Annotated in this window: 21 protein-coding genes; 20 read left to right on the top strand and 1 reads right to left on the bottom strand. The window is 39.4% G+C overall.

What is annotated here, in order from left to right:
• Window positions 1–17 precede the first annotated feature (17 nt).
• The 15 genes from RDY04_RS07650 (at window position 18) to trmFO (ending at window position 15,007) form a co-directional block, all read left to right on the top strand.
• Complete coding sequence (locus RDY04_RS07650) at window positions 18–716, top strand: GntR family transcriptional regulator (RefSeq protein WP_154864886.1); 699 nt, start codon at window positions 18–20, stop codon at window positions 714–716.
• Window positions 717–781: 65 nt separating this feature from the next.
• Window positions 782–1,114: a putative DNA-binding protein gene (locus tag RDY04_RS07655; protein WP_272132788.1), complete on the top strand. Its 333-nt coding sequence runs from the start codon at window positions 782–784 to the stop codon at window positions 1,112–1,114.
• 32 nt (window positions 1,115–1,146) lie between these two features.
• Window positions 1,147–2,709 carry a signal recognition particle protein gene (gene ffh / locus RDY04_RS07660; protein WP_002883924.1) on the top strand — a complete coding sequence of 521 codons (1,563 nt, stop codon included), beginning with the start codon at window positions 1,147–1,149 and terminating at the stop codon, window positions 2,707–2,709.
• A gap of 111 nt (window positions 2,710–2,820) precedes the next feature.
• Window positions 2,821–3,348 (top strand): ECF transporter S component, encoded by a 528-nt coding sequence (locus RDY04_RS07665; protein ID WP_303953384.1) that lies wholly within the window; start codon window positions 2,821–2,823, stop codon window positions 3,346–3,348.
• Between the two features lie 22 nt (window positions 3,349–3,370).
• On the top strand, window positions 3,371–3,886 hold the full coding sequence (locus RDY04_RS07670) for a transcription repressor NadR (RefSeq protein WP_037611366.1): 516 nt from the start codon (window positions 3,371–3,373) through the stop codon (window positions 3,884–3,886).
• Window positions 3,887–3,980: 94 nt separating this feature from the next.
• Window positions 3,981–4,670: an XRE family transcriptional regulator gene (locus RDY04_RS07675; RefSeq protein WP_303953389.1), complete on the top strand. Its 690-nt coding sequence runs from the start codon at window positions 3,981–3,983 to the stop codon at window positions 4,668–4,670.
• 128 nt (window positions 4,671–4,798) lie between these two features.
• A complete protein-coding gene (gene ylqF, locus RDY04_RS07680; RefSeq protein WP_303953391.1) occupies window positions 4,799–5,653 on the top strand; it encodes a ribosome biogenesis GTPase YlqF in 855 nt (284 codons plus the stop codon).
• Window positions 5,640–6,410: a ribonuclease HII gene (locus RDY04_RS07685; RefSeq protein ID WP_303953394.1), complete on the top strand. Its 771-nt coding sequence runs from the start codon at window positions 5,640–5,642 to the stop codon at window positions 6,408–6,410. The genes ylqF and RDY04_RS07685 overlap by 14 nt, the downstream gene beginning before the upstream one ends.
• A 6-nt stretch (window positions 6,411–6,416) precedes the next feature.
• Window positions 6,417–7,337 (top strand): ROK family protein, encoded by a 921-nt coding sequence (locus tag RDY04_RS07690; RefSeq protein ID WP_303953396.1) that lies wholly within the window; start codon window positions 6,417–6,419, stop codon window positions 7,335–7,337.
• A 66-nt stretch (window positions 7,338–7,403) separates the two neighbouring features.
• On the top strand, window positions 7,404–8,243 hold the full coding sequence (gene dprA / locus RDY04_RS07695; RefSeq protein WP_303953399.1) for a DNA-processing protein DprA: 840 nt from the start codon (window positions 7,404–7,406) through the stop codon (window positions 8,241–8,243).
• A 167-nt stretch (window positions 8,244–8,410) separates the two neighbouring features.
• The gene (topA, locus tag RDY04_RS07700) at window positions 8,411–10,543 is read left to right on the top strand and encodes a type I DNA topoisomerase (RefSeq protein WP_303953402.1); all 2,133 of its coding nucleotides are present in this window, start codon (window positions 8,411–8,413) and stop codon (window positions 10,541–10,543) included.
• 115 nt (window positions 10,544–10,658) lie between these two features.
• Window positions 10,659–11,483: a TraX family protein gene (locus RDY04_RS07705; RefSeq protein ID WP_303953405.1), complete on the top strand. Its 825-nt coding sequence runs from the start codon at window positions 10,659–10,661 to the stop codon at window positions 11,481–11,483.
• Between the two features lie 35 nt (window positions 11,484–11,518).
• Window positions 11,519–12,178: a response regulator transcription factor gene (locus tag RDY04_RS07710; protein ID WP_303953407.1), complete on the top strand. Its 660-nt coding sequence runs from the start codon at window positions 11,519–11,521 to the stop codon at window positions 12,176–12,178.
• The gene (locus RDY04_RS07715; protein WP_303953410.1) at window positions 12,169–13,545 is read left to right on the top strand and encodes a HAMP domain-containing sensor histidine kinase; all 1,377 of its coding nucleotides are present in this window, start codon (window positions 12,169–12,171) and stop codon (window positions 13,543–13,545) included. The genes RDY04_RS07710 and RDY04_RS07715 overlap by 10 nt, the downstream gene beginning before the upstream one ends.
• Window positions 13,546–13,663: 118 nt before the next feature.
• A complete protein-coding gene (gene trmFO / locus RDY04_RS07720; protein ID WP_303953413.1) occupies window positions 13,664–15,007 on the top strand; it encodes a methylenetetrahydrofolate--tRNA-(uracil(54)-C(5))-methyltransferase (FADH(2)-oxidizing) TrmFO in 1,344 nt (447 codons plus the stop codon).
• Window positions 15,008–15,067: 60 nt separating this feature from the next.
• Here the strand turns inward: trmFO and RDY04_RS07725 are convergent, their stop codons facing one another.
• Entirely contained in the window at window positions 15,068–16,213 is a 1,146-nt protein-coding gene (locus RDY04_RS07725) for a cobalamin-independent methionine synthase II family protein (protein WP_303953415.1), read from the bottom strand.
• A gap of 167 nt (window positions 16,214–16,380) precedes the next feature.
• Here RDY04_RS07725 and ndk point away from each other — a divergent pair, with 167 nt between their 5' ends.
• The 5 genes from ndk (at window position 16,381) to RDY04_RS07750 (ending at window position 21,033) form a co-directional block, all read left to right on the top strand.
• A complete protein-coding gene (gene ndk, locus RDY04_RS07730) occupies window positions 16,381–16,794 on the top strand; it encodes a nucleoside-diphosphate kinase (protein ID WP_303953417.1) in 414 nt (137 codons plus the stop codon).
• A 1-nt stretch (window position 16,795) separates the two neighbouring features.
• Window positions 16,796–17,089: a rhodanese-like domain-containing protein gene (locus RDY04_RS07735; RefSeq protein ID WP_295493946.1), complete on the top strand. Its 294-nt coding sequence runs from the start codon at window positions 16,796–16,798 to the stop codon at window positions 17,087–17,089.
• A 210-nt stretch (window positions 17,090–17,299) separates the two neighbouring features.
• The gene (locus RDY04_RS07740) at window positions 17,300–18,064 is read left to right on the top strand and encodes a (S)-acetoin forming diacetyl reductase (RefSeq protein WP_295493944.1); all 765 of its coding nucleotides are present in this window, start codon (window positions 17,300–17,302) and stop codon (window positions 18,062–18,064) included.
• A 385-nt stretch (window positions 18,065–18,449) separates the two neighbouring features.
• A complete protein-coding gene (gene lepA / locus RDY04_RS07745) occupies window positions 18,450–20,282 on the top strand; it encodes a translation elongation factor 4 (protein ID WP_303953420.1) in 1,833 nt (610 codons plus the stop codon).
• Window positions 20,283–20,691: 409 nt separating this feature from the next.
• The gene (locus RDY04_RS07750) at window positions 20,692–21,033 is read left to right on the top strand and encodes a hypothetical protein (protein ID WP_154864843.1); all 342 of its coding nucleotides are present in this window, start codon (window positions 20,692–20,694) and stop codon (window positions 21,031–21,033) included.
• Window positions 21,034–21,216 lie beyond the last annotated feature (183 nt).

Genomic DNA, 21,216 nt, shown 5'->3' on the forward strand with positions numbered 1-21,216 from the left:
AAATAAGGGGGGATTAGATGCTACCGGCATATATTCGCATACATGATAAGATTAAGGAAGATGTTGATGATGGTGCTTGGAAAATCGGGCAACGTCTTCCTAGCGAGAGAGATCTTTGCGAGACTTTTGATGTGAGTCGGATGACTGTGCGCCAGGCGATAACACTTTTAGTGGATGAGGGGATTTTAGAACGCAAACCAGGCAGTGGAACCTTTGTGGCTAGCAGTCGAGTTAAGGAAAAGATGCGTGGAACTACGAGTTTTACTGAGATTGTCAAATCCCAAGGAAAGAAGCCATCTAGTGAGCTTATTTCGTATCAACGTCTACATCCAAATGAGTTTGAAATCAAGAATTTAGGTGTCTTGCCACAGTCCCATGTCATTCGTATGGAACGTGTTCGTTTTGCCGATGACATTCCGGTTGCCTATGAAATTGCCAGTATCCCTGAGAAAATTATCCGAGGTTTCAAGGAGTCAGAAATTACGGAACATTTCTTCAAGACGCTGACCGATAATGGTTATGAAATTGGGAAAAGTCAGCAGACAATATCAGCTAGTTTGGCCAATAGTAGTTTAGCCAAGCACCTTAAGGTTAAGACCGGTGATGCTCTCCTGAGTTTGACACAAATTTCCTTTCTCCAGGACGGTCAGGCTTTCGAATATGTAAGAAGTTACTATGTTGGTGACCGTTTTGAATTTTATTTGGAGAACAATTAGAAGTCACTGCTTTTTTCTGCATAAGAATGGTGCTAACACCATGATTTTATGGTAAAATGGAGCTTATGGAAATTGAAAAAACCAATCGCATGAATGCCCTGTTTGAGTTCTATGCAGCCTTGTTAACAGATAAGCAGATGAACTATATTGAGCTATATTATGCGGATGATTATAGTTTGGCAGAAATTGCCGAGGAATTTGGTGTGAGTCGTCAGGCCGTATATGATAACATCAAACGTACTGAGAAGATTTTAGAAGCTTACGAGATGAAATTACATATGTATTCAGATTACATCGTCCGTAGCCAAATTTTTGATGATATCATGGAAAAATACGCAGACGATAGCTATCTCCAGGAACAAATTGCAATCCTGAGCAGCATTGATAATAGAGATTAGATTCAAGCAGAAAGTAAGAGAGGAAATGATATATGGCTTTTGAAAGCTTAACGGAACGCTTGCAAGGCGTTTTCAAAAATTTAAGACGTAAAGGAAAACTTTCAGAGAAAGAAGTTCAAGAAGTCACTAAAGAGATTCGTTTGGCACTACTTGAAGCAGACGTAGCTCTACCAGTTGTTAAAACATTTATCAAGCGTGTACGTGAACGTGCTGTAGGTCACGAAATCATTGATACTCTTGATGCTTCGCAACAAATCATTAAGATTGTTAATGAGGAATTGACAGAGATTCTTGGGTCTGAAACATCTGAAATTGAAAAATCTCCAAAGATTCCAACTATCATTATGATGGTTGGTCTCCAAGGGGCTGGTAAAACAACCTTTGCTGGTAAATTGGCTAATAAGTTGATTAAGGAACAAGAGGCTCGTCCAATGATGATTGCGGCGGACATCTACCGTCCAGCAGCCATTGATCAGTTGAAAACTTTGGGGCAACAAATCAATGTTCCTGTTTTTGATATGGGTACTGAGACACCAGCGGTTGAGATTGTCAAAAATGGCTTGGAACAAGCGCGTGCCAATAAGAATGACTATGTCTTGATTGATACGGCTGGTCGTTTGCAGATTGACGAGACTCTCATGCAAGAGTTGCATGATATTAAGGATTTTGCTCATCCAAACGAAATTCTCTTGGTTGTGGATAGCATGATTGGTCAGGAAGCTGCTAACGTCGCCAAGGAGTTCAACGAACAGCTAGATATCACTGGTGTTGTTCTTACTAAAATTGATGGGGACACACGTGGTGGTGCGGCTCTTTCTATTCGTGAGATTACTGGTAAGCCAATTAAATTTACGGGTACTGGTGAGAAAATTACGGATATCGAGACTTTCCACCCAGACCGTATGTCAAGTCGTATTTTGGGTATGGGTGACCTCCTTACCCTTATCGAAAAAGCTTCTCAAGAGTACGATGAGAAAAAATCTCTTGAGTTGGCTGAAAAGATGCGTGAAAACACCTTTGACTTCAATGACTTCATTGACCAATTAGACCAAGTGCAAAATATGGGTCCTATGGAGGATTTGCTTAAGATGTTGCCAGGTATGGCTAACAATCCTGCCTTGGCTAATGTTAAAGTAGATGAGAAACAGATTGCTCGCAAACGTGCCATCGTATCATCTATGACACCAGAAGAACGTGAAAATCCTGACCTCTTGACGCCAAGCCGTCGTCGCCGTATTGCCAATGGTTCGGGTAATACCTTCATCGAAGTAAACAAGTTTATTAAAGACTTCAATCAAGCCAAACAAATGATGCAAGGTGTTATGTCTGGCGATATGGAGCAAATGATGCGTCAAATGGGTCTTAACCCAAATAATCTGCCAAAAAACATGCCAAATATGCCTGATATGGGTAATATGGACATGTCTGCTCTCGAAGGCATGATGGGTGGCGCTGGTATGCCAGATCTTGGAAATATGGATCTTAGCCAAATGCTTGGTGGTGGACTTAAAGGTAAGGTTGGTTCATTTGCCATGAAACATGCGATGAAGCGTCAAGCTAATAAGATGAAAAAAGCTAAGAAAAAACGTAAATAAGAAGCTTAGAACGCTAGGGTATTTTGCTCTAGTGTTTTTTCTGAAAAATATTGACTTATATAACCATACACTGTAATATACTAATGTATATACAGTAAAAAGGAGTAAATTATGAAACCGAAAAAGAGAATTCAAGAAATGACCTTTGCAGCTTTATTAACTGCAATTGCTATCCTTATCCCAAGTATCATGCCAATTAAACTAATCATCCCACCGGCTTCGTATACTTTGGGGAGTCATGTTCCAATATTTCTAGCTATGTTTATATCTCCCTGGGTAACTGCTTTTGTTATCTTAGCTTCTAGTTTGGGATACTTTATGGCTGGCTATCCGATTGTGGTTGTTTTTAGAGCCTTTTCTCATATTATATTTGGTTTTTTAGGCGCACTCTATTTGAAAAAATTTCCACGAACGATAGAAAACCATAAATCATCATTACTTTTCAACTTTGTTTTAGGGCTTATCCATGCTATAGGTGAAGTTCTTGCTTGTGTGATTTTTTATTCAGTAACAGGAGAGGATTTCCAAAAACTGTTCTTTGTTCTCTTTGTTTTAGTTGGTTTTGGCACTATTGTCCATAGTGTGATAGACTATGTTATAGCATTATCAATTTTCAAAAGTATTCGAAAAATACGTTAGTTGAAAGAGGGATGGTTGGTCTATGGCTTCAAATCGAAAACAAGAATTATTGGCACTCTTAAAGGGAGCTAAAGAGGCAATGAATGGACAGAGTTTGGCGGAGCATTTTGGTGTGACACGTCAAATCATTGTTCAAGATATTGCACTCTTACGTGCAGATGGTGCCCAGATTATTTCAACTAATAGGGGATATATCTATAAAAGTAGCGATGACAATTCTTATGTACGTCGACTGTTTAAGGTGAATCATAAAGTGTCTGATATGGAAGATGAGCTTTTGGCTATTGTTGATAATGGAGGCCGTATTCAAAATATCATGATAGATCATCCAGTCTATGGAGAAATTCAGACTTTGTTGAAATTGACTTGTCGTCGAGATGTTAGTCATTTTTTAGATCAAGCATCGTCAAATGACTTTCGTCCCTTATCTGATTTGACAAACGGTGTTCATTACCATCTTGTCGAAGCAGATAGTGAGCAAGATATAGATTATATTGAAGAGGCACTTAACCATCTAGGATTTTTAGTTAAAGAATGAGATAAAAGAGAAATGTAAAAGTAGTTAGTTTCACTTGAAAACAACTGCTTTTTTTGATAAACTTATGTTAGTTTATTAACTTACGGAGGTAGTCATGTTTTCAGGACAAAGACTTAGGGAAATTCGAGAAGCACAAGGAATGAGCCAAGCATCAGTAGCTAAGCATCTAGGAATTTCACGCTCCTCTTATTTTAATTGGGAAAATGGTAAGACGAAACCAAATCAAAAGAACCTATCGATTTTGGCTGAACTTTTTGGCGTAGCTGAGACCTATTTTCTTTCTGAACATGAGATTGTAGAAGTTTACTTGGAACTAAATGAGGAAAATCGTCAGGAAGCTTTGCGACTTACTAAGGCTCTCCTAGAAGAGCAAGAAGCGGAAAAGCAGAAAGCACCTGTTATTCCGCTTTACTCTTACAAAGTTTTCGAGCGTTTATCAGCCGGAACTGGTTACACTTACTTTGGTGATGGCAACTATGATGAAGTTTTCTATGATGAAGAATTAGATCATGATTTTGCATCGTGGGTATTTGGAGACTCTATGGAACCTACCTACCTAAATGGTGAAGTAGTGCTAATCAAACAAACAGGTTTTGATTATGATGGAGCTGTTTATGCTGTAGACTGGGATGGTCAAACCTATATCAAAAAAGTTTATCGCGAGGAAGATGGGCTACGATTAGTTTCTCTCAATAAACGTTATGGTGATAAGTTCGCACCCTATGACGAAGATCCCCGAATTATTGGTAAAATTGTCGGTAACTTTATGCCTGTTGAGGCTTAGTCAACTTTTATCGATTGGGCATCTTAAACTAAATCTGATATAATATAAGTAAAGTGAAGCCAAGTCTTTGGCTTTTTTTAAAGAGTTTAAATCATATTTTACTAAGAAAATAAAGAGGAGAGATATACATGGCTACTATTCAATGGTTTCCTGGTCACATGTCCAAAGCTCGTCGACAAGTTCAGGAAAATCTTAAGCATGTTGATTTTGTAACAATTTTAGTGGATGCACGTTTGCCACTGTCAAGTCAAAATCCAATGCTGACTAAAATTGTTGGCGATAAACCAAAACTTTTAATTCTTAATAAGGCTGACCTTGCTGATAGTAATCGTACAAAAGAGTGGCGTAGCTATTTTGAGAGTCAAGGGATTAAAACCCTGGCCATCAATTCCAAGGAACAATCTACAGTTAAGTTGGTGACAGATGCTTCTAAGAGTCTTATGTCTGACAAGATTCAACGACTACGTGAACGTGGTATTCAGAAAGAGACCTTGAGAACCATGATTATTGGGATTCCAAATGCTGGGAAATCTACCTTGATGAATCGTTTGGCTGGTAAAAAAATTGCCGTTGTAGGAAATAAACCTGGTGTGACAAAAGGTCAACAGTGGTTGAAGTCTAATAAGGACTTGGAAATCCTTGATACTCCGGGGATTTTGTGGCCTAAGTTTGAAGATGAATTGGTCGGCTTGAAGCTTGCTTTGACCGGAGCCATCAAGGACCAGCTCTTGCCAATGGATGAAGTTACGATTTTTGGACTTAACTATTTTAAAACTTACTATCCTGAACGTTTAGAGGAACGCTTTAAAGGGATTGACCTTGAGGAAGAGGCACCAGAAATCATAATGGAAATGACTCGAAAACTTGGCTTCCGTGAAGATTATGACCGTTTCTATAATCTATTTGTCAAAGAAGTTCGTGATGGAAAACTAGGACGTTACACACTTGATATTGTTGGGGTCGATACTGATGGCGACAATTAAAGAAGTCAAAGAGCAATTGGCCATTTTGACAGACCTTGACGATCACCGATGGGCAAGTTTTGAGGAAGATAGTCGAGCTGGTGTACAGACTGCCATTAAGCAACGCCGAAAAGCTATCCTAGCTGAGATTGCTGAGGAAGAACGCTTAGAGATGATGCTCAGTTTCGAAAAAGCGCTTTATGCTCAGGGGATTGAACTCATTGCAGGTGTTGATGAAGTTGGACGTGGTCCTTTGGCTGGGCCAGTGGTAGCTGCAGCAGTGATTTTACCAAAGTTTTGCAAAATAAAAGGTCTTAATGATAGTAAAAAGATTCCAAAATCTAAACATGAAGCCATTTATAAGCAGGTGATGAAGGAAGCAGTTGCTGTTGGGGTTGGTATTAAGGACAACCATGTGATTGACGATGTCAATATTTATGAAGCAACCAAGCTTGCTATGGCTGAAGCTATCGAAAAACTTAGTCTCAAACCTGAACATTTGCTAATTGATGCTATGACTTTGGACCTACCGATAGGACAAACTTCAATAATAAAAGGGGATGCTAATTCTTTATCAATTGCGGCAGCTTCTATCGTAGCAAAGGTAACCCGTGATAAGATGATGGCTGACTATGATCAGGAGTTTCCTGGTTATGCATTTGCCAAAAATGCAGGCTATGGTACTAAGGATCATTTGACTGGCATAGATAACTTTGGTGTTACTCCAATTCATAGAAGAAGTTTCGAACCAATAAAGTCAATAATAAAAAGTAGGTGAAGTGGCGTGATTTTAGCTATTGATATCGGAGGAACCTTTATCAAGTTTGGGTTAGTTGATGATGATTTTAGGATTAGCAATCAATCTAAAGTTCCAACACCACTAACGTTAGACGACTTTTGGTTGACTTTAGAGCATATTGTCTCGTCTCACAAGGATATCATTTCTGGGATTGCCATTGCGTGCCCAGGAGAAATAAATAGTAAACGTGGTTTCATTTTCAAGGGCGGTCTTATCCCTTATTTAACGGCTATTCCACTTGGGTCACGATTGACTAAAACATTTCAACTACCTGTAAAGGTTATCAATGATGCTGATGCGGCGGCTTTGGCTGAAGCCAGATATGGAAGTCTACAAGAGTTAGATTGTGGGGCTGCCTTGGTTTTAGGTACGGGTGTTGGTTTAGGACTTGTCTCACAGGAGGACTTGCTATCACCTCTGTCAGTCACCCAATATCTGAGAGCTCCAAGACCCCAAAGTATGAGTCAAACCTCTCTGCCCTTCCAGTGGGAATTGTTTATGCATGGCTTAGTAAGTCTTGTCGATAACAAAGGGTCTGCAGTAGGCTTTATTCATGAAGCCAGTCAATTACTTGGGTTAAATCAAGACGATGGTCCAGCCGTATTCTCAGCTATAGAGGAAAATCAATCGGTAGATCTAAATCTTTTATTTAAAGACTATTGTCATGAAATTGCTGTTCTTGTGCTAAATTTGCAGAGCTTCTTTAGGTTAGAGAAAGTTGTTATTGGTGGTGGTATCAGCAGGCAAGATACTTTAATTGAAGGAATATGCGATGCCTATGAGGAGTTATTTAATGATAAGTCTGAATTAGGTTTTGAGCCTATAACTCTTCAAGCCTGTCATTTCCATAACGATAGTAACCTATTAGGGGCGGCGTCTTATTTTGCCTCTGAAAATGATTTATAATCAAGGAAAGTTCCATAATGGAGCTTTTTTCTTTTCTGTTGCGAATAAAGAAAAGGAGGTATCTATATGAATAATTTTGAACTTTTTAAACTTAAAGCCGCTGGGTTGACGAATTTGAATATCTTAAATATTTTGGATTATCAAAAGACTCAAGATAGAAAATTGAGTTTACGTGATATGGCAGTGGTATCCAAGTCTAAAAATGCAGTACTCTTTATGGAAAAGTATAAGAGTTTAGATATTAAGCAACTCAAAGAACAGTTTGAACGTTTTCCTACGTTATCGATTTTTGATAAAGAATATCCCATTGAGCTGAAGCATACCTATAATCCTCCTGTTCTCCTTTATTATCAGGGAAATATTGATTTACTGATTAAACCAAAGCTAGCTATGGTTGGGGCAAGAAAGTGTTCTGAAACAGGCAAACAGTCTGTTCGAAAAATTATTAGTGAACTTGGTAATCAGTTTACTATTGTGAGTGGATTGGCGCGTGGGATTGATACTTGTGCGCATATGGAGGCCTTGAAAAATAAGGGAAACACTATTGCAGTTATCGGGACAGGACTTGATGTTTATTATCCTAAAGAAAATAAAGCTTTACAGGACTACATGTCTAAAAATCATTTAGTTCTTACAGAATATGGACCGGGTGAACAGCCTCTCAAGTACCATTTTCCTGAACGCAATCGGATTATTTCTGGATTGTGTCAAGGAGTTATGGTCGTAGAAGCTAAGCTTCGCTCGGGAAGCCTGATTACTTGTGAGCGTGCCATGGAAGAAGGTAGAGATGTTTTTGCTATTCCAGGAAATATTTTAGATGGAAAGTCAGACGGATGCCATCACTTGATTCAGGAGGGCGCAAAGTGCATCACGACAGGGTTTGACATCCTTTCAGAGTTTTCTTGAAAATCAAAGTTCTCCTATAGAGATAAAGTTTTTTATTGACAGTTAAAGAAAAGGAAGGTATCATGTTAGTTGCTCGGTCCGAGATGTTTCATTTTTTAATGTCTTGTGACTAGATGTTAGACAGATTAGTGGCGCAGCCAGTTTATAACATTATAAGGAAATAGTCTATGGCGACAGCAACGAAAACTAAAACAACAAAGAAAACGACAGCCAAAAAGGCGACTAAAAAGAGAGCGACACCAAAGAAAAATTTGGTCATCGTGGAGTCCCCTGCTAAAGCGAAAACGATTGAGAAGTATCTTGGCCGCAATTATAAAGTTGTAGCCTCTGTTGGGCATATCCGTGATTTGAAAAAATCAAGTATGTCCATTGATTTTGAAAACAACTACGAACCTCAGTACATTAATATTCGAGGTAAGGGACCTCTTATCAATGAATTGAAGAAAGAAGCTAAAAAAGCCAAGCAAGTCTTTCTCGCAAGTGACCCGGACCGTGAAGGGGAAGCCATTTCATGGCATTTGTCACATATTCTTGGATTAGAGCCAGATGATAAGAATCGTGTCGTTTTTAACGAAATCACTAAAGATGCGGTAAAAAATGCCTTCGTAGAGCCACGCGCCATTGACATGGACTTGGTAGATGCCCAGCAAGCTCGTCGTGTCTTGGACCGTATTGTGGGTTACTCTATTTCACCACTTCTATGGAAGAAGGTTAAGAAAGGTCTTTCGGCCGGTCGTGTACAATCAGTAGCTCTTAAGCTTATTATTGATCGTGAAAATGAAATTAAGGCCTTTAAACCAGAAGAATACTGGACTATTGATGGTGCCTTTAAGAAGGGGGCTAAGAAGTTTCAGGCTAGCTTCTATGGTTTGGATGGTAAAAAGCTTAAGCTCAACAATAATGACGATGTTCAAGCGGTTCTCTCTCGCATCACAAGTGATGATTTTAACGTTGATAAGGTAGAGAAAAAAGAACGTCGTCGTAATGCGCCATTGCCATATACAACTTCATCTCTCCAACAGGATGCTGCAAATAAGATTAACTTCCGTACACGTAAGACCATGATGGTTGCTCAACAGTTGTATGAAGGAATTAATCTGGGTTCAGGCGCTCAAGGTTTGATTACCTATATGCGTACGGACTCAACACGTATCAGTCCAGTTGCTCAAAACCAAGCGGCTGAATTTATCACAGAACGCTTTGGTTCTAAGTATTCAAAACACGGCAGTAAGGTGAGAAATAGTTCGGGAGCACAAGATGCCCATGAGGCTATTCGTCCTTCAAATGTTTTCCAAACACCAGAAAGCATCGCTAAGTATTTGGATAAGGATCAGCTTAAGCTCTATACTCTTATCTGGAATCGTTTTGTGGCGAGTCAAATGACAGCTGCTGTATTTGATACGATGAAGGTGACCTTGTCTCAAAACGGAGTGATTTTCACAGCAAATGGTAGCCAAATTAAGTTTGATGGTTATATGGCCGTTTACAACGACTCTGATAAGAATAAAATGCTTCCTGATATGGCAGAAGGTGATACGGTTAAGAAGGTTGTGACAACGCCTGAACAACACTTCACGCAACCACCAGCCCGCTATTCTGAAGCGACTCTGATTAAGACTTTGGAAGAAAATGGTGTTGGTCGTCCGTCAACTTATGCGCCAACACTTGATGTTATCCAACGTCGCTACTATGTCAAATTGGTGGCTAAACGTTTTGAACCAACTGAACTTGGTGAAATCGTTAATAGCTTAATCGTCGAATTCTTCCCTGACATCGTAGATGTTAAATTCACTGCCGAGATGGAAGGAAAACTCGATAAAGTTGAAATTGGTAAGGAACAGTGGCAAAAGGTTATTGATGAGTTCTTCAAACCATTCCAAAAAGAATTGGAAAAAGCTGAAGAAGGTATTGAAAAAATCCAAATCAAGGATGAGCCAGCCGGTTTTGATTGTGACCTCTGTGGTCACCCAATGGTCATCAAACTTGGTCGATACGGTAAGTTCTACGCATGTAGTAACTTCCCAGATTGTCACAATACTAAGGCCATAACCAAAGAAATTGGCGTTACTTGCCCAACCTGTGGTAAAGGTCAGGTGATCGAACGTAAGACAAAACGAAATCGTGTCTTCTATGGTTGTGATCGCTATCCTGACTGTGAATTTACATCGTGGGATATCCCTGTTGGACGTAACTGTCCTAAATCAGGCGATTATCTCGTTGAGAAGAAAGTCCGTGGTGGCGGTAAGCAAGTTATCTGTAGTAACGAAGAGTGTGACTACAAAGAATCTATTGTTAAATAAAAAGAAAACTATCTCAAGTTAAGTCTTGGGATAGTTTTTTGTATTTTATCAAAAAAACTGATACTTTCCTTAAATTTGTTTTTTATACTAAGGATGAAAAGAAAGGAGAGTTATTATGAAACGTTTAAGTCTATCAGGTTTCCAACTTAAATATATAGCCCTAATTACTATGGTATTCGACCATATTCATTATTTTTTTGACTATACAGGGAAAATACCCATTTGTTTTACTATGATTGGGAGATTAGCGGCCCCCTTGTTCCTATTTGCTGTGATTGAAGGTTTCGTCCATACACACAATCGAAAAAAATACTTCCTAAAAATATATGTTTTAGCGATTTTGATGGGACTGATTCAGTTTGGATTCTATAATTTTCTACATCCTCTTGTAAGGGCAGATGGTTTCTTTCCACAAAATATGATGTTGTCATCAATCGTTATCTTGCTCGTTGCTCTTCAAGGCATTGCTGGGATTCAAGAACAGAAATACCTTAAAGGGATACCAACATTACTTTTCCCATTGTTGCTTCCATGGTTAATGGTACCTTTTTATCTGCTAAGCGCAAACAAACCTATGTTAGGTTTTCTACTAAATTTACTCAATTTTACAGTGTTGCCAGTTCATACATTTATCAGCGATGGTGGAACGTGGTTGCTATTGACTGGTATCGCTATGTATCTTTGTCATAAGAATCTTAAGAAAGAAGTGCTTGCTTTTGTGACTGTTAGTCTTGTTTGGGTACTAATGGCGATTGTATTAGGTAGACTTTCTATTCACGATTTAATGTTTAAATACATTGAATGGATGGAAATTTTTGCAGCTCCCTTAATGCTTAGTTATAACGGTCAAAGGGGGAATGGTTCAAAATATTTGTTTTATGTCTTCTACCCAACTCATATTTATCTACTTTACGCCTTGTCAGTCCTCTTCTATAGATGATATGATAAGGGTAACTTTGTACGAAAGGAAAGCTTATGGCTCAGATACTTGTTATTGATGATCAAGAAGATATTGTTCAATTGGTTGTAAAGGCTTTAGAGCTTCAAAAACATAATGTGACAGGACTTACAAGTGTTTTAGACTTAGATAAGAACTCGTTGCCACGATTTGACTTGATTTTACTGGATATCATGATGCCCGATGTTGACGGTCTCCAGTTTTGTCATGACATTCGAGATCAGGTGGACTGTCCTATACTCTTTATTACCGCTAAAACGCAAGAGGCGGATATTGTCCAAGGTTTGACTTATGGTGCAGATGATTATATTTGTAAACCATTTGGGGTTAAAGAACTGCAAGCGCGTGTGGCTGCTCACTTGAGACGGGAACATCGTGAGCACCATCATAAGCTTTCACTTGGTGATTTTCAGTTTGATTTGTCTTCTCAGGAGCTTTATGTTGAAAATCACTTGTTAGATTTGACTAAGTCAGAATATGGTATTTGTCAGTTTCTGGCTGAAAATAAGGGCCAAGTCTTTTCCAAAGAACAAATCTACACGCATTTGTATGGATATGAGGATAAAGGGAGTCCGACAGCAGTGGCCGAACATATCAAAAATATCCGTGCAAAGCTCAAAAATGTTGGGCAAAGTCCTATTGAAACAGTCTGGGGGATTGGTTACAAGTGGCACTAATTAAAAAACGAGAACACTCTCTAAGAACAATCTTGTTATCTTATGTCGTCAGTCTTACAGTTCTATCAGCAATCAGTAGCCTGCTTATTTTGTCTTTGTTCAGCTTGTCTTATCGTTTTGGGGTTGTCATTCCAGCAAATCAAGTAGAAAGTGATTTGCATGCTGTCAGGAATGAAATTGAAACTTCTAAGGTCTTTAATCCAGATGTCTTGCCCGATGGTACTCGCTATGTCTTTTTGACTAGAGATTTTAAGCTTAAGAAGTCTAACATGCCAGTTAACTTGCAAGAAGAGTCCTTACTAAATTACCAATTCAAGAATGCTCACGGTGGCAATTATGGCTATTTTCAGTCTTTTGAACGGTCAGATGGCATAGTCATTGTCAACTATCAGTTATCACCTAGATATCGTAATGAGTGGTTGAACCAGCATTTGCCTAATGCTGATCTATTGATGATTGGCTCAATGATGGTGTCTATCCTACTCATATTTATTACTTTAACTTTTTACTATGCTAGTAAATTGAGTCGAGAGTTAAGACCAATATTGAAGGCAACTGAGAAAATTGCAGAGCAAGACTTGGATTTTCAAACTTCTCAGTCTACAATTAAGGAGTTTAATCAAGTTTTATGTGGCTTGGATCATATGCGTGTAGCACTTCGTGAGTCTTTGATGGAAAATTGGAAGGCAGAGCAAGATAAACAAAATCAGATTTCTGCTCTGACACATGATTTAAAGACACCGCTGACAGTCGCTCGTGGGAATGCAGAACTCTTAGCTATGACGTCCTTAGATGCAGAACAGACGGATTTATTAGAGCATTTTCAAAAAGGGATTGCACAGGTTGATGCTTATGTGAAAGAGTTGTCTGAACTCAACAAAACGAGTTTGAAGAAGACACTGACGCTAGAAGAAGTTCCAGTTAAGGAATTTGTTGAAGACATTTACGATCAAACCTTGTCACTAGCTCGTACGAAAAAAATCAATGTGGAATTTGACAAGAAGGATATTGAGAAAGAAACCATAGGCCATTGGGACAGGTCCTTGTTGAATCGAGCTTTTATGAATATCGTTTCGAATGCGGTAGAGCATACACCAAGTGGTAGTCAGTTGCTCTTAACTGCTAGGGTAGAAGATGATGAATTCAAGTTTGTCTGTCTTGATTCTGGTCCTGGATTTTCTCTTGAATCACTTGAAAAGGCCACTCAGCTCTTTTATCAAGAGGATAAAAGTAGACAGAGCCGCAATCATAGTGGTCTTGGGCTGACTATTGCTAATGATATTATTCGCTTACACCATGGTAGTCTTTCTCTTTCAAATGACAATGGCACGGGTGGTGCTAGAGTGACTATCATTTTACCCCTTTAAATACAAGATGACTCCTAGTCGCCAGATGAGGAGTTTTTTGCTATACTACTAAGAGTAAAAATGAAGAAAGATTTGTGGGGGCAGGATTTCATCTTGTTCCCGAAGAGGTATTAGTGTCATGTCTCAATCAAAATCAGATTATATTAACGTGATTGGAGCTGGTTTGGCCGGATCCGAGGCGGCTTATCAGATTGCCAAACGTGGTATTCCAGTAAAACTTTATGAAATGCGTGGGGTCAAAGCAACACCACAGCATAAGACAACCAATTTTGCAGAATTAGTTTGCTCTAACTCTTTCCGTGGTGATAGTTTAACCAATGCTGTAGGGCTTCTTAAAGAAGAAATGCGTCGCTTGGACTCTATCATTATGCGAAATGGAGAAGCTCATCGTGTGCCAGCTGGTGGTGCCATGGCGGTGGACCGTGAAGGTTATGCAGAAGCAGTGACAGCAGAAATTGAAAATCATCCATTAATTGAAGTTATCCGTGAAGAAATCACAGAGATTCCTGATGATGCCATTACAGTTATTGCTTCAGGTCCTTTGACTTCTGATGCTTTAGCTGAAAAAATTCACAAGCTTAACGGTGGAGATGGGTTTTATTTCTATGATGCCGCTGCACCAATCGTTGATAAAGCGACTATCGACATGAACAAGGTTTACCTTAAGTCACGCTATGACAAGGGTGAAGCAGCTTATCTAAACTGTCCAATGACCAAGGAAGAGTTCATGGCTTTCCATGAGGCTTTGACAACAGCTGAAGAAGCTCCTTTAAATTCTTTCGAAAAAGAAAAGTATTTCGAAGGCTGTATGCCTATCGAGGTCATGGCTAAACGTGGTATCAAGACAATGCTCTATGGCCCTATGAAACCAGTTGGTTTGGAGTATCCTGAGGATTACAAAGGGCCACGTGACGGCGATTTTAAGACACCTTATGCGGTTGTTCAGCTTCGCCAGGACAATGCGGCTGGTAGTCTCTATAACATCGTTGGTTTCCAAACCCACCTCAAATGGGGCGAGCAAAAGCGTGTCTTCCAAATGATTCCAGGTCTTGAAAATGCTGAATTTGTGCGTTACGGGGTTATGCACCGCAACTCTTACATGGATTCGCCAAACTTGCTCAAACAGACCTTCCAATCAAAATCAAACCCTAACTTGTTCTTTGCAGGACAAATGACCGGTGTTGAAGGCTATGTTGAATCAGCTGCCTCAGGTTTGGTTGCTGGAATCAATGCAGCCCGTCTCTTTAAAGGTGAAGAGGAACTTATCTTCCCTCATACAACAGCTATCGGAAGTCTTCCATATTATGTGACGCATGCTGAAAGCAAACATTTCCAACCAATGAATGTTAACTTTGGTATTATCAAAGAGTTGGAAGGCCCACGTATTCGTGACAAGAAAGAGCGTTACGAAAAAATTGCTGAGCGTGCTCTTAAAGATTTACAACCTTTTATTCAAGCTTAGTCAACATTAAAATCCCTTACCGAATTCGGTAAGGGATTTTTCAGATCTAAAAGTATTCAATTAACCAAAGAATTTCTTGGCGATAGCTTTACCTTGTTTAATTTTTGCCCATTGTTGTGGTGTTGCCAACTCATTACCTGAGTCACATGAGGCGAAACCACATTGGTGAGAGAGGAAGAGACGGTCTTTAGGAAGGATTTGACTAGCTTTTTCAAGCAAGTCAAGAACACGTTCTTTGTCATCAAGTTCAGTTGTTTTTGATGACAAAAGTCCTAGTACAACTTCAGCCTTGCTGTCTTTGAGGGCTTCGAGAGCCTTGATATCACCAGCAGTATCACTGTCCCATTCAAGGAAGAAGCGATCATAGTATTGCTCTGCCAAGAACTCCTTAGCAATGGCTTCGTAAGTTCCTTCGGCAGCAGAACGGCTTTCATAGTTACCACGACAGTTGTGGGTCCAAACCGTTAAACCAAGTTCGTGAGCATAGTCTACTACCTCGTTATTGATAGCTACAAACTCATCAGCCAATTCTGCCAAATCAGAATTACCTTCCGCAAAGAAACTTGCAGGCTTTGATGGGTCAAAGAGTTCCCAGAGACAGTCGTCAAATTGAACGATTTTTCCACCGACAGCCTTGTATTCTTCCAAGAATTCTTTATAGGCATTAATCAAACCTTTTTTGAGGTCTTCATTTGTTTCATATACTTGTCCTGGTCCAGCCAAACGGTCAAAGATAGCAAGTTCAGTGTAGGCATGGGCAGGTCCCCAGACAGTTTGTTTGGTATCTTCATCACCAGCTTCAGCCTTAACCAATTTATAGATATCTAGGTAATGGTGGTTTTTACCTGAGAGTGGTTCAGTAATACGAATACCAATATCTTTACGAGTCTCATATTGTCCGCCATCGTGGTCTTTAAATGTATAACCATGCTCAGCAATGTAGCGTTCAATACCTTTGAGACCCCAGACAAAGTCCAAGTGCCACATAGAACGACCAAACTCACCATTGGTAAGAATGTCAATACCGTTAGCCTTTTGCTCAGCCACAATTTGCTTAATATCTGCAGTTTCAGTTTCTTGATAACCAGGAAGGGCATCGTAGAAAGGATACTGGATGTCGTCACGGTGCTCGATTTCATCCTTGTATTTACGGAGATCCGCAGGACGAAGGAGAGAACCAACTAATTGAAATTTAGATTTTGTCATAAGATTCACATCAAAATAAGATTTTATATCTATAAAACTTTTTATTTGTTTCAATTTAAAATAGTTATTTTCTTCCTGAGGGTATAGTTTAAGAATATATAAGGTTTTGGCCTGCAAAATGACACTTCCTATGGTAAAATGAAAAGAAAACAATGAAGGTTGGGAACATGCAAAAAACATTTTTTATTATTAAACCAGATGCTGTAAAACGACACTTGATGGGACAAGTGATTGATCGTATTGAACGTCGTGGCTTTATTATTGAACGAATGGAAATGCTGACGCTTGACGAAGAACGTCTTAAAGATCATTATGCTCAATTGGTTGATAAACCTTTTTTCCCTGGCATTGCAGAATTCATGATGAGTGGTCCATCAGTGATTGGTATTATTTCTGGTCCAGGTGTTATCAAGTCATGGCGTGATATGATGGGAGCAACTAATCCGGGAGATGCTGCTCCTGGAACGATTCGTGGAGACTTTGCAACCGCACCAGATGGTGACATGATTCCAAATATTGTTCATGGTTCTGATTCAGAAGAATCTGCGGCTCGAGAAATTAAGATTTGGTTTGGTGAGTAGGATGAATTTAGCACAAATTCAGTCAGATCTAGCCAAGGGGGGACTGTTAATTGATGTCAGGAGTCCGGAAGAGTATGCAGAAGGACATGTTAAGGATGCCCTCTTAATACCTCACAACCAGTTTTTCTCTGCAGACATTCCAGCTGAAAAAGATGCTTCCATTTACCTCCATTGTAAAATGGGCTCTCGTGCAGAATTTGCTGCATCAGTCCTTAAAGAACGAGGCTATACTAAGGTGACTAATCTAGGTAGCTTGGATGATATGGAAGCACTAGGTTTTGAATTTGAAGAATAATAGAAATAAGGTCACTAGTGGTGATCTTATTTGTTTTCAGAAAGCATGACAATTTATTGACAACGCTTTCATAAAGTGGTAAGATTCTAATTGAGTTAAGACAAAGCCTATGAAAATGACTTTGCCAGAACTTGACTAACTTAGCGTATTCCAATTGAGATAGGGCTTGTGATTAAGCTTGTGACTACAATTGGTAGAGGAGGATTTCATATGTCAAAAGTTGCTATTGTTACAGGTGCAGGTCAAGGTATTGGTTTTGCGATTGCAAAACGCTTGGTTGAAGATGGTTTTAAAGTCGGGGTATTAGACTATAACGCTGAAACTGCTGAAAAAGCAGTTGCTGAATTGTCAGAAGACAAAGCATTTTCCGTTGTAGTTGATGTGTCTAAACAAGCTGAAGTAGCAGCTGCTTTCCAAAAAGTTGTTGATCACTTTGGTGATTTGAATGTTGTTGTTAATAATGCTGGTGTGGCACCAACAACACCCCTTGACACTATTACTGAAGAGCAGTTTCAACGTACATTTAACATTAATGTTGGTGGAGTTATCTGGGGTGCACAAGCTGCCCAAGCACAATTTAAAGCACTTGGTCATGGTGGTAAAATCATCAATGCAACTTCACAAGCAGGTGTCGTTGGTAACCCTAACTTGACTGTATACGGTGGAACAAAATTCGCAGTTCGTGGTATTACTCAAACTTTGGCACGTGACTTGGCTGATTCAGGTATCACTGTAAATGCTTATGCACCAGGTATCGTTAAGACTCCAATGATGTTTGACATTGCCCACGAAGTCGGTAAAAATGCTGGTAAAGATGATGAGTGGGGTATGCAAACTTTTGCTAAAGATATTACCCTCAAACGTTTGTCTGAACCTGAAGATGTTGCAGCAGCAGTTAGCTTCTTAGCTGGACCTGACTCAAACTACATCACAGGTCAAACAATCATTGTTGATGGTGGTATGCAATTTCATTAAGATTAAAAGGGAGAGCGAGAAGCTCTCTTTTTTACTTGATGAAACATAATATTTCTGATAATATAATCGTAATTAATTATGATTTAAGAGGACTCTTCCTATGTCAGACATTTTATACTATATTGCTGAGCACCCATTTTATTGCCTTTTTCTATTAGGGGTTGTTGTACTAGCCTGGGGGGAGGGCCATTTTCAAGTAGTTCAATAGAAAATAAGCGCTCAGCAATTACTAATAAGCACTACAATGATACTTTTAAGAAATAAGAAGGACTAAATGCGGTCAGAAAGCAGATATTAGAGATAGGCAAAAGCCTGTCTTTTTTGTATAATAGAAGGTAACGATTAGTTTTTTTATAATCACAAGTAAGAACTAGGAAAGATAAAAATGCCAAATATTGAAGAATTAAAACAACGACAGGAGAAGATCCGTAACTTCTCTATTATTGCCCATATTGACCATGGTAAATCAACCCTTGCTGACCGTATCTTGGAAAAGACTGAGACAGTGTCAAGTCGTGAGATGCAGGCGCAACTCCTTGATAGCATGGACCTTGAGCGTGAACGTGGAATCACTATTAAACTAAATGCAATTGAGCTTAACTATACAGCAAAAGATGGTGAAACATACATTTTCCACCTTATCGACACACCAGGACACGTGGACTTTACTTATGAGGTGTCACGTTCTCTTGCTGCCTGTGAGGGTGCCATCTTGGTGGTGGATGCAGCTCAAGGGATTGAAGCCCAAACACTTGCCAATGTTTACTTGGCGCTTGATAATGACTTGGAAATCTTACCAGTTATCAATAAAATCGACCTTCCTGCTGCAGATCCTGAGCGTGTGCGTACAGAGGTTGAAGATGTCATCGGACTAGATGCTTCTGAAGCTGTGCTTGCATCAGCTAAGGCCGGTATTGGTATCGAAGAGATTCTCGAACAAATCGTTGAGAAAGTTCCTGCCCCTCAAGGTGATATTGAAGCCCCTCTCCAAGCCCTTATCTTTGACTCTGTTTATGATGCCTACCGTGGGGTTATCCTCCAAGTGCGTGTGGTTAACGGAATGGTTAAACCAGGCGATAAGATTCAAATGATGTCCAATGGCAAGACTTTTGATGTTACTGAGGTTGGTATCTTCACACCTAAAGCTGTTGGCCGGGACTACCTTGCGACAGGTGATGTTGGTTATATAGCAGCCTCAATCAAGACTGTTGCGGATACTCGTGTCGGTGATACCGTAACCCTTGCGGATAATCCAGCTGCAGAGCCACTCCATGGCTATAAGCAAATGAACCCAATGGTATTTGCAGGTCTTTACCCAATTGAGTCAAATAAATATAACGACTTGCGTGAAGCCCTTGAAAAACTCCAGTTGAACGATGCCAGTCTTCAGTTTGAGCCTGAAACGTCTCAAGCCCTTGGTTTTGGTTTCCGTTGTGGTTTCTTGGGTCTTCTTCACATGGATGTTATCCAAGAACGTTTGGAACGTGAGTTTAACATCGATCTCATCATGACAGCACCATCAGTAGTTTACCATGTTAACACTACTGACGGTGAGATGCTTGAAGTGTCTAACCCATCTGAGTTCCCAGATCCTACACGCATTGATGCCATCGAAGAGCCTTATGTTAAAGCTCAAATCATGGTTCCTCAAGAATATGTTGGTGCGGTTATGGAGTTGGCACAACGTAAACGTGGTGATTTTGAAACCATGGAATATATCGATGATAATCGTGTTAATGTTATTTATCAGATTCCACTTGCCGAAATCGTCTTTGATTTCTTTGATAAATTGAAATCCTCAACACGTGGTTATGCAAGCTTTGACTATGAATTGTCAGAATACCGTCGTTCACAATTGGTGAAAATGGATATTCTCCTTAATGGTGACAAGGTCGATGCCTTAAGCTTCATCGTTCACAAGGAATTTGCCTACGAGCGTGGAAAACTTATCGTTGATAAACTTAAGAAAATCATTCCACGTCAACAATTCGAAGTACCTATCCAAGCGGCTATCGGTCAAAAAATCGTTGCCCGTACAGATATCAAAGCCCTTCGTAAAAACGTCTTGGCTAAGTGTTATGGTGGTGACGTTTCACGTAAACGTAAACTTCTCGAAAAACAAAAAGCCGGTAAGAAACGTATGAAAGCCATCGGTTCGGTTGAAGTACCACAAGAAGCCTTCTTGTCAGTGCTTTCAATGGACGAAGATGAGAAATAAGAGTAATAGTCAGAATGTGATGTTCTGGCTATTTTTGTAAAAAAGTTATGATAAAGAAGATTTTAAAATTGCCCTTCTCAAAGCGTGGAAGGATTTATGCTGCGACTATACTAAATACTTTTCTTTTTAGGAAATGGCTATACAAAGCATGTAGCAGAATTACTGACTGCCCTAAAAGCGGATAAGGTAACTGACAATGAGATTTTTGGTAGTCGCCATCAGTATGTTGCCATTAGTCAGGAAGAACCCACTTACTATATTACGATAATACTATAAAATCAGACTTTAGAGAATATAAAGAAGCTAGATAAGGATTCATGGGGCTTTTAGTCTTATCAGGAAACCCATCACAAGCATTTTTCTCAGCTTTAGGCTATAATAGACAAAAAGGAATGTTGGGAGGGCCACTATGGATATCACAAATTTTATTCCTAGTCAGCGACAGGCTATGTTGGAACGTTTTCAGCAAGTGGAGGCCTTGGGATTAGGTGCAATTCGTATTGAGTTGAAGGTTGCTAATCCTGTAGGTATTATTTATGAGTGCTACATTATGGCAGGGGATAATTATTTTTCTGATCAAGCTGTGGTGTCTTTCCGTATTCTATACGAAAAGGACCTGGATAGGATTTCTTTGGACGTGGTGGACATCCCTGGGCGATCAAGTTTGTCAAATTACCTCAAGCTATTGGGAATTTTTGAAGGCTTACAAAATTATCTTAATAGAGAATTTGCAAAGGTAAAAAATAGTTAAACACCTGATAGCAATCAGGTGTTTCTTTTTACGTTTGAAGTGCAAAAATTCACAATCTTTTTTTCACAAGATTGTCTAAAAACTGTGCTATAATGATAACAGAATTGTGAAGTGATTAAAGTTTGTGAAAAACGGAGCATACTTTAACTCTTTGTGACCTATACTTGAAAGGAAAGTGGGCTC

Source organism: uncultured Streptococcus sp., assembly GCF_902463925.1.
In the GTDB taxonomy this organism is placed as follows: domain Bacteria; phylum Bacillota; class Bacilli; order Lactobacillales; family Streptococcaceae; genus Streptococcus.

Bases quoted from the DNA above. Each gene is read 5' to 3' on its own strand.
- RDY04_RS07650 (WP_154864886.1), top strand. From the start codon at position 18: ATGCTACCGGCATATATTCGCATACATGATAAGATTAAGGAAGATGTT.
- lepA (WP_303953420.1), top strand. From the start codon at position 18,450: ATGCCAAATATTGAAGAATTAAAACAACGACAGGAGAAGATCCGTAAC.
- RDY04_RS07675 (WP_303953389.1), top strand. From the start codon at position 3,981: ATGTTTTCAGGACAAAGACTTAGGGAAATTCGAGAAGCACAAGGAATG.
- RDY04_RS07710 (WP_303953407.1), top strand. From the start codon at position 11,519: ATGGCTCAGATACTTGTTATTGATGATCAAGAAGATATTGTTCAATTG.
- ndk (WP_303953417.1), top strand. From the start codon at position 16,381: ATGCAAAAAACATTTTTTATTATTAAACCAGATGCTGTAAAACGACAC.
- RDY04_RS07740 (WP_295493944.1), top strand. From the start codon at position 17,300: ATGTCAAAAGTTGCTATTGTTACAGGTGCAGGTCAAGGTATTGGTTTT.
- RDY04_RS07735 (WP_295493946.1), top strand. From the start codon at position 16,796: ATGAATTTAGCACAAATTCAGTCAGATCTAGCCAAGGGGGGACTGTTA.
- RDY04_RS07705 (WP_303953405.1), top strand. From the start codon at position 10,659: ATGAAACGTTTAAGTCTATCAGGTTTCCAACTTAAATATATAGCCCTA.
- ffh (WP_002883924.1), top strand. From the start codon at position 1,147: ATGGCTTTTGAAAGCTTAACGGAACGCTTGCAAGGCGTTTTCAAAAAT.
- RDY04_RS07725 (WP_303953415.1), bottom strand. From the start codon at position 16,213: ATGACAAAATCTAAATTTCAATTAGTTGGTTCTCTCCTTCGTCCTGCG.
- ylqF (WP_303953391.1), top strand. From the start codon at position 4,799: ATGGCTACTATTCAATGGTTTCCTGGTCACATGTCCAAAGCTCGTCGA.
- RDY04_RS07750 (WP_154864843.1), top strand. From the start codon at position 20,692: ATGGATATCACAAATTTTATTCCTAGTCAGCGACAGGCTATGTTGGAA.
- RDY04_RS07685 (WP_303953394.1), top strand. From the start codon at position 5,640: ATGGCGACAATTAAAGAAGTCAAAGAGCAATTGGCCATTTTGACAGAC.
- dprA (WP_303953399.1), top strand. From the start codon at position 7,404: ATGAATAATTTTGAACTTTTTAAACTTAAAGCCGCTGGGTTGACGAAT.
- RDY04_RS07665 (WP_303953384.1), top strand. From the start codon at position 2,821: ATGAAACCGAAAAAGAGAATTCAAGAAATGACCTTTGCAGCTTTATTA.
- topA (WP_303953402.1), top strand. From the start codon at position 8,411: ATGGCGACAGCAACGAAAACTAAAACAACAAAGAAAACGACAGCCAAA.
- RDY04_RS07655 (WP_272132788.1), top strand. From the start codon at position 782: ATGGAAATTGAAAAAACCAATCGCATGAATGCCCTGTTTGAGTTCTAT.
- trmFO (WP_303953413.1), top strand. From the start codon at position 13,664: ATGTCTCAATCAAAATCAGATTATATTAACGTGATTGGAGCTGGTTTG.
- RDY04_RS07670 (WP_037611366.1), top strand. From the start codon at position 3,371: ATGGCTTCAAATCGAAAACAAGAATTATTGGCACTCTTAAAGGGAGCT.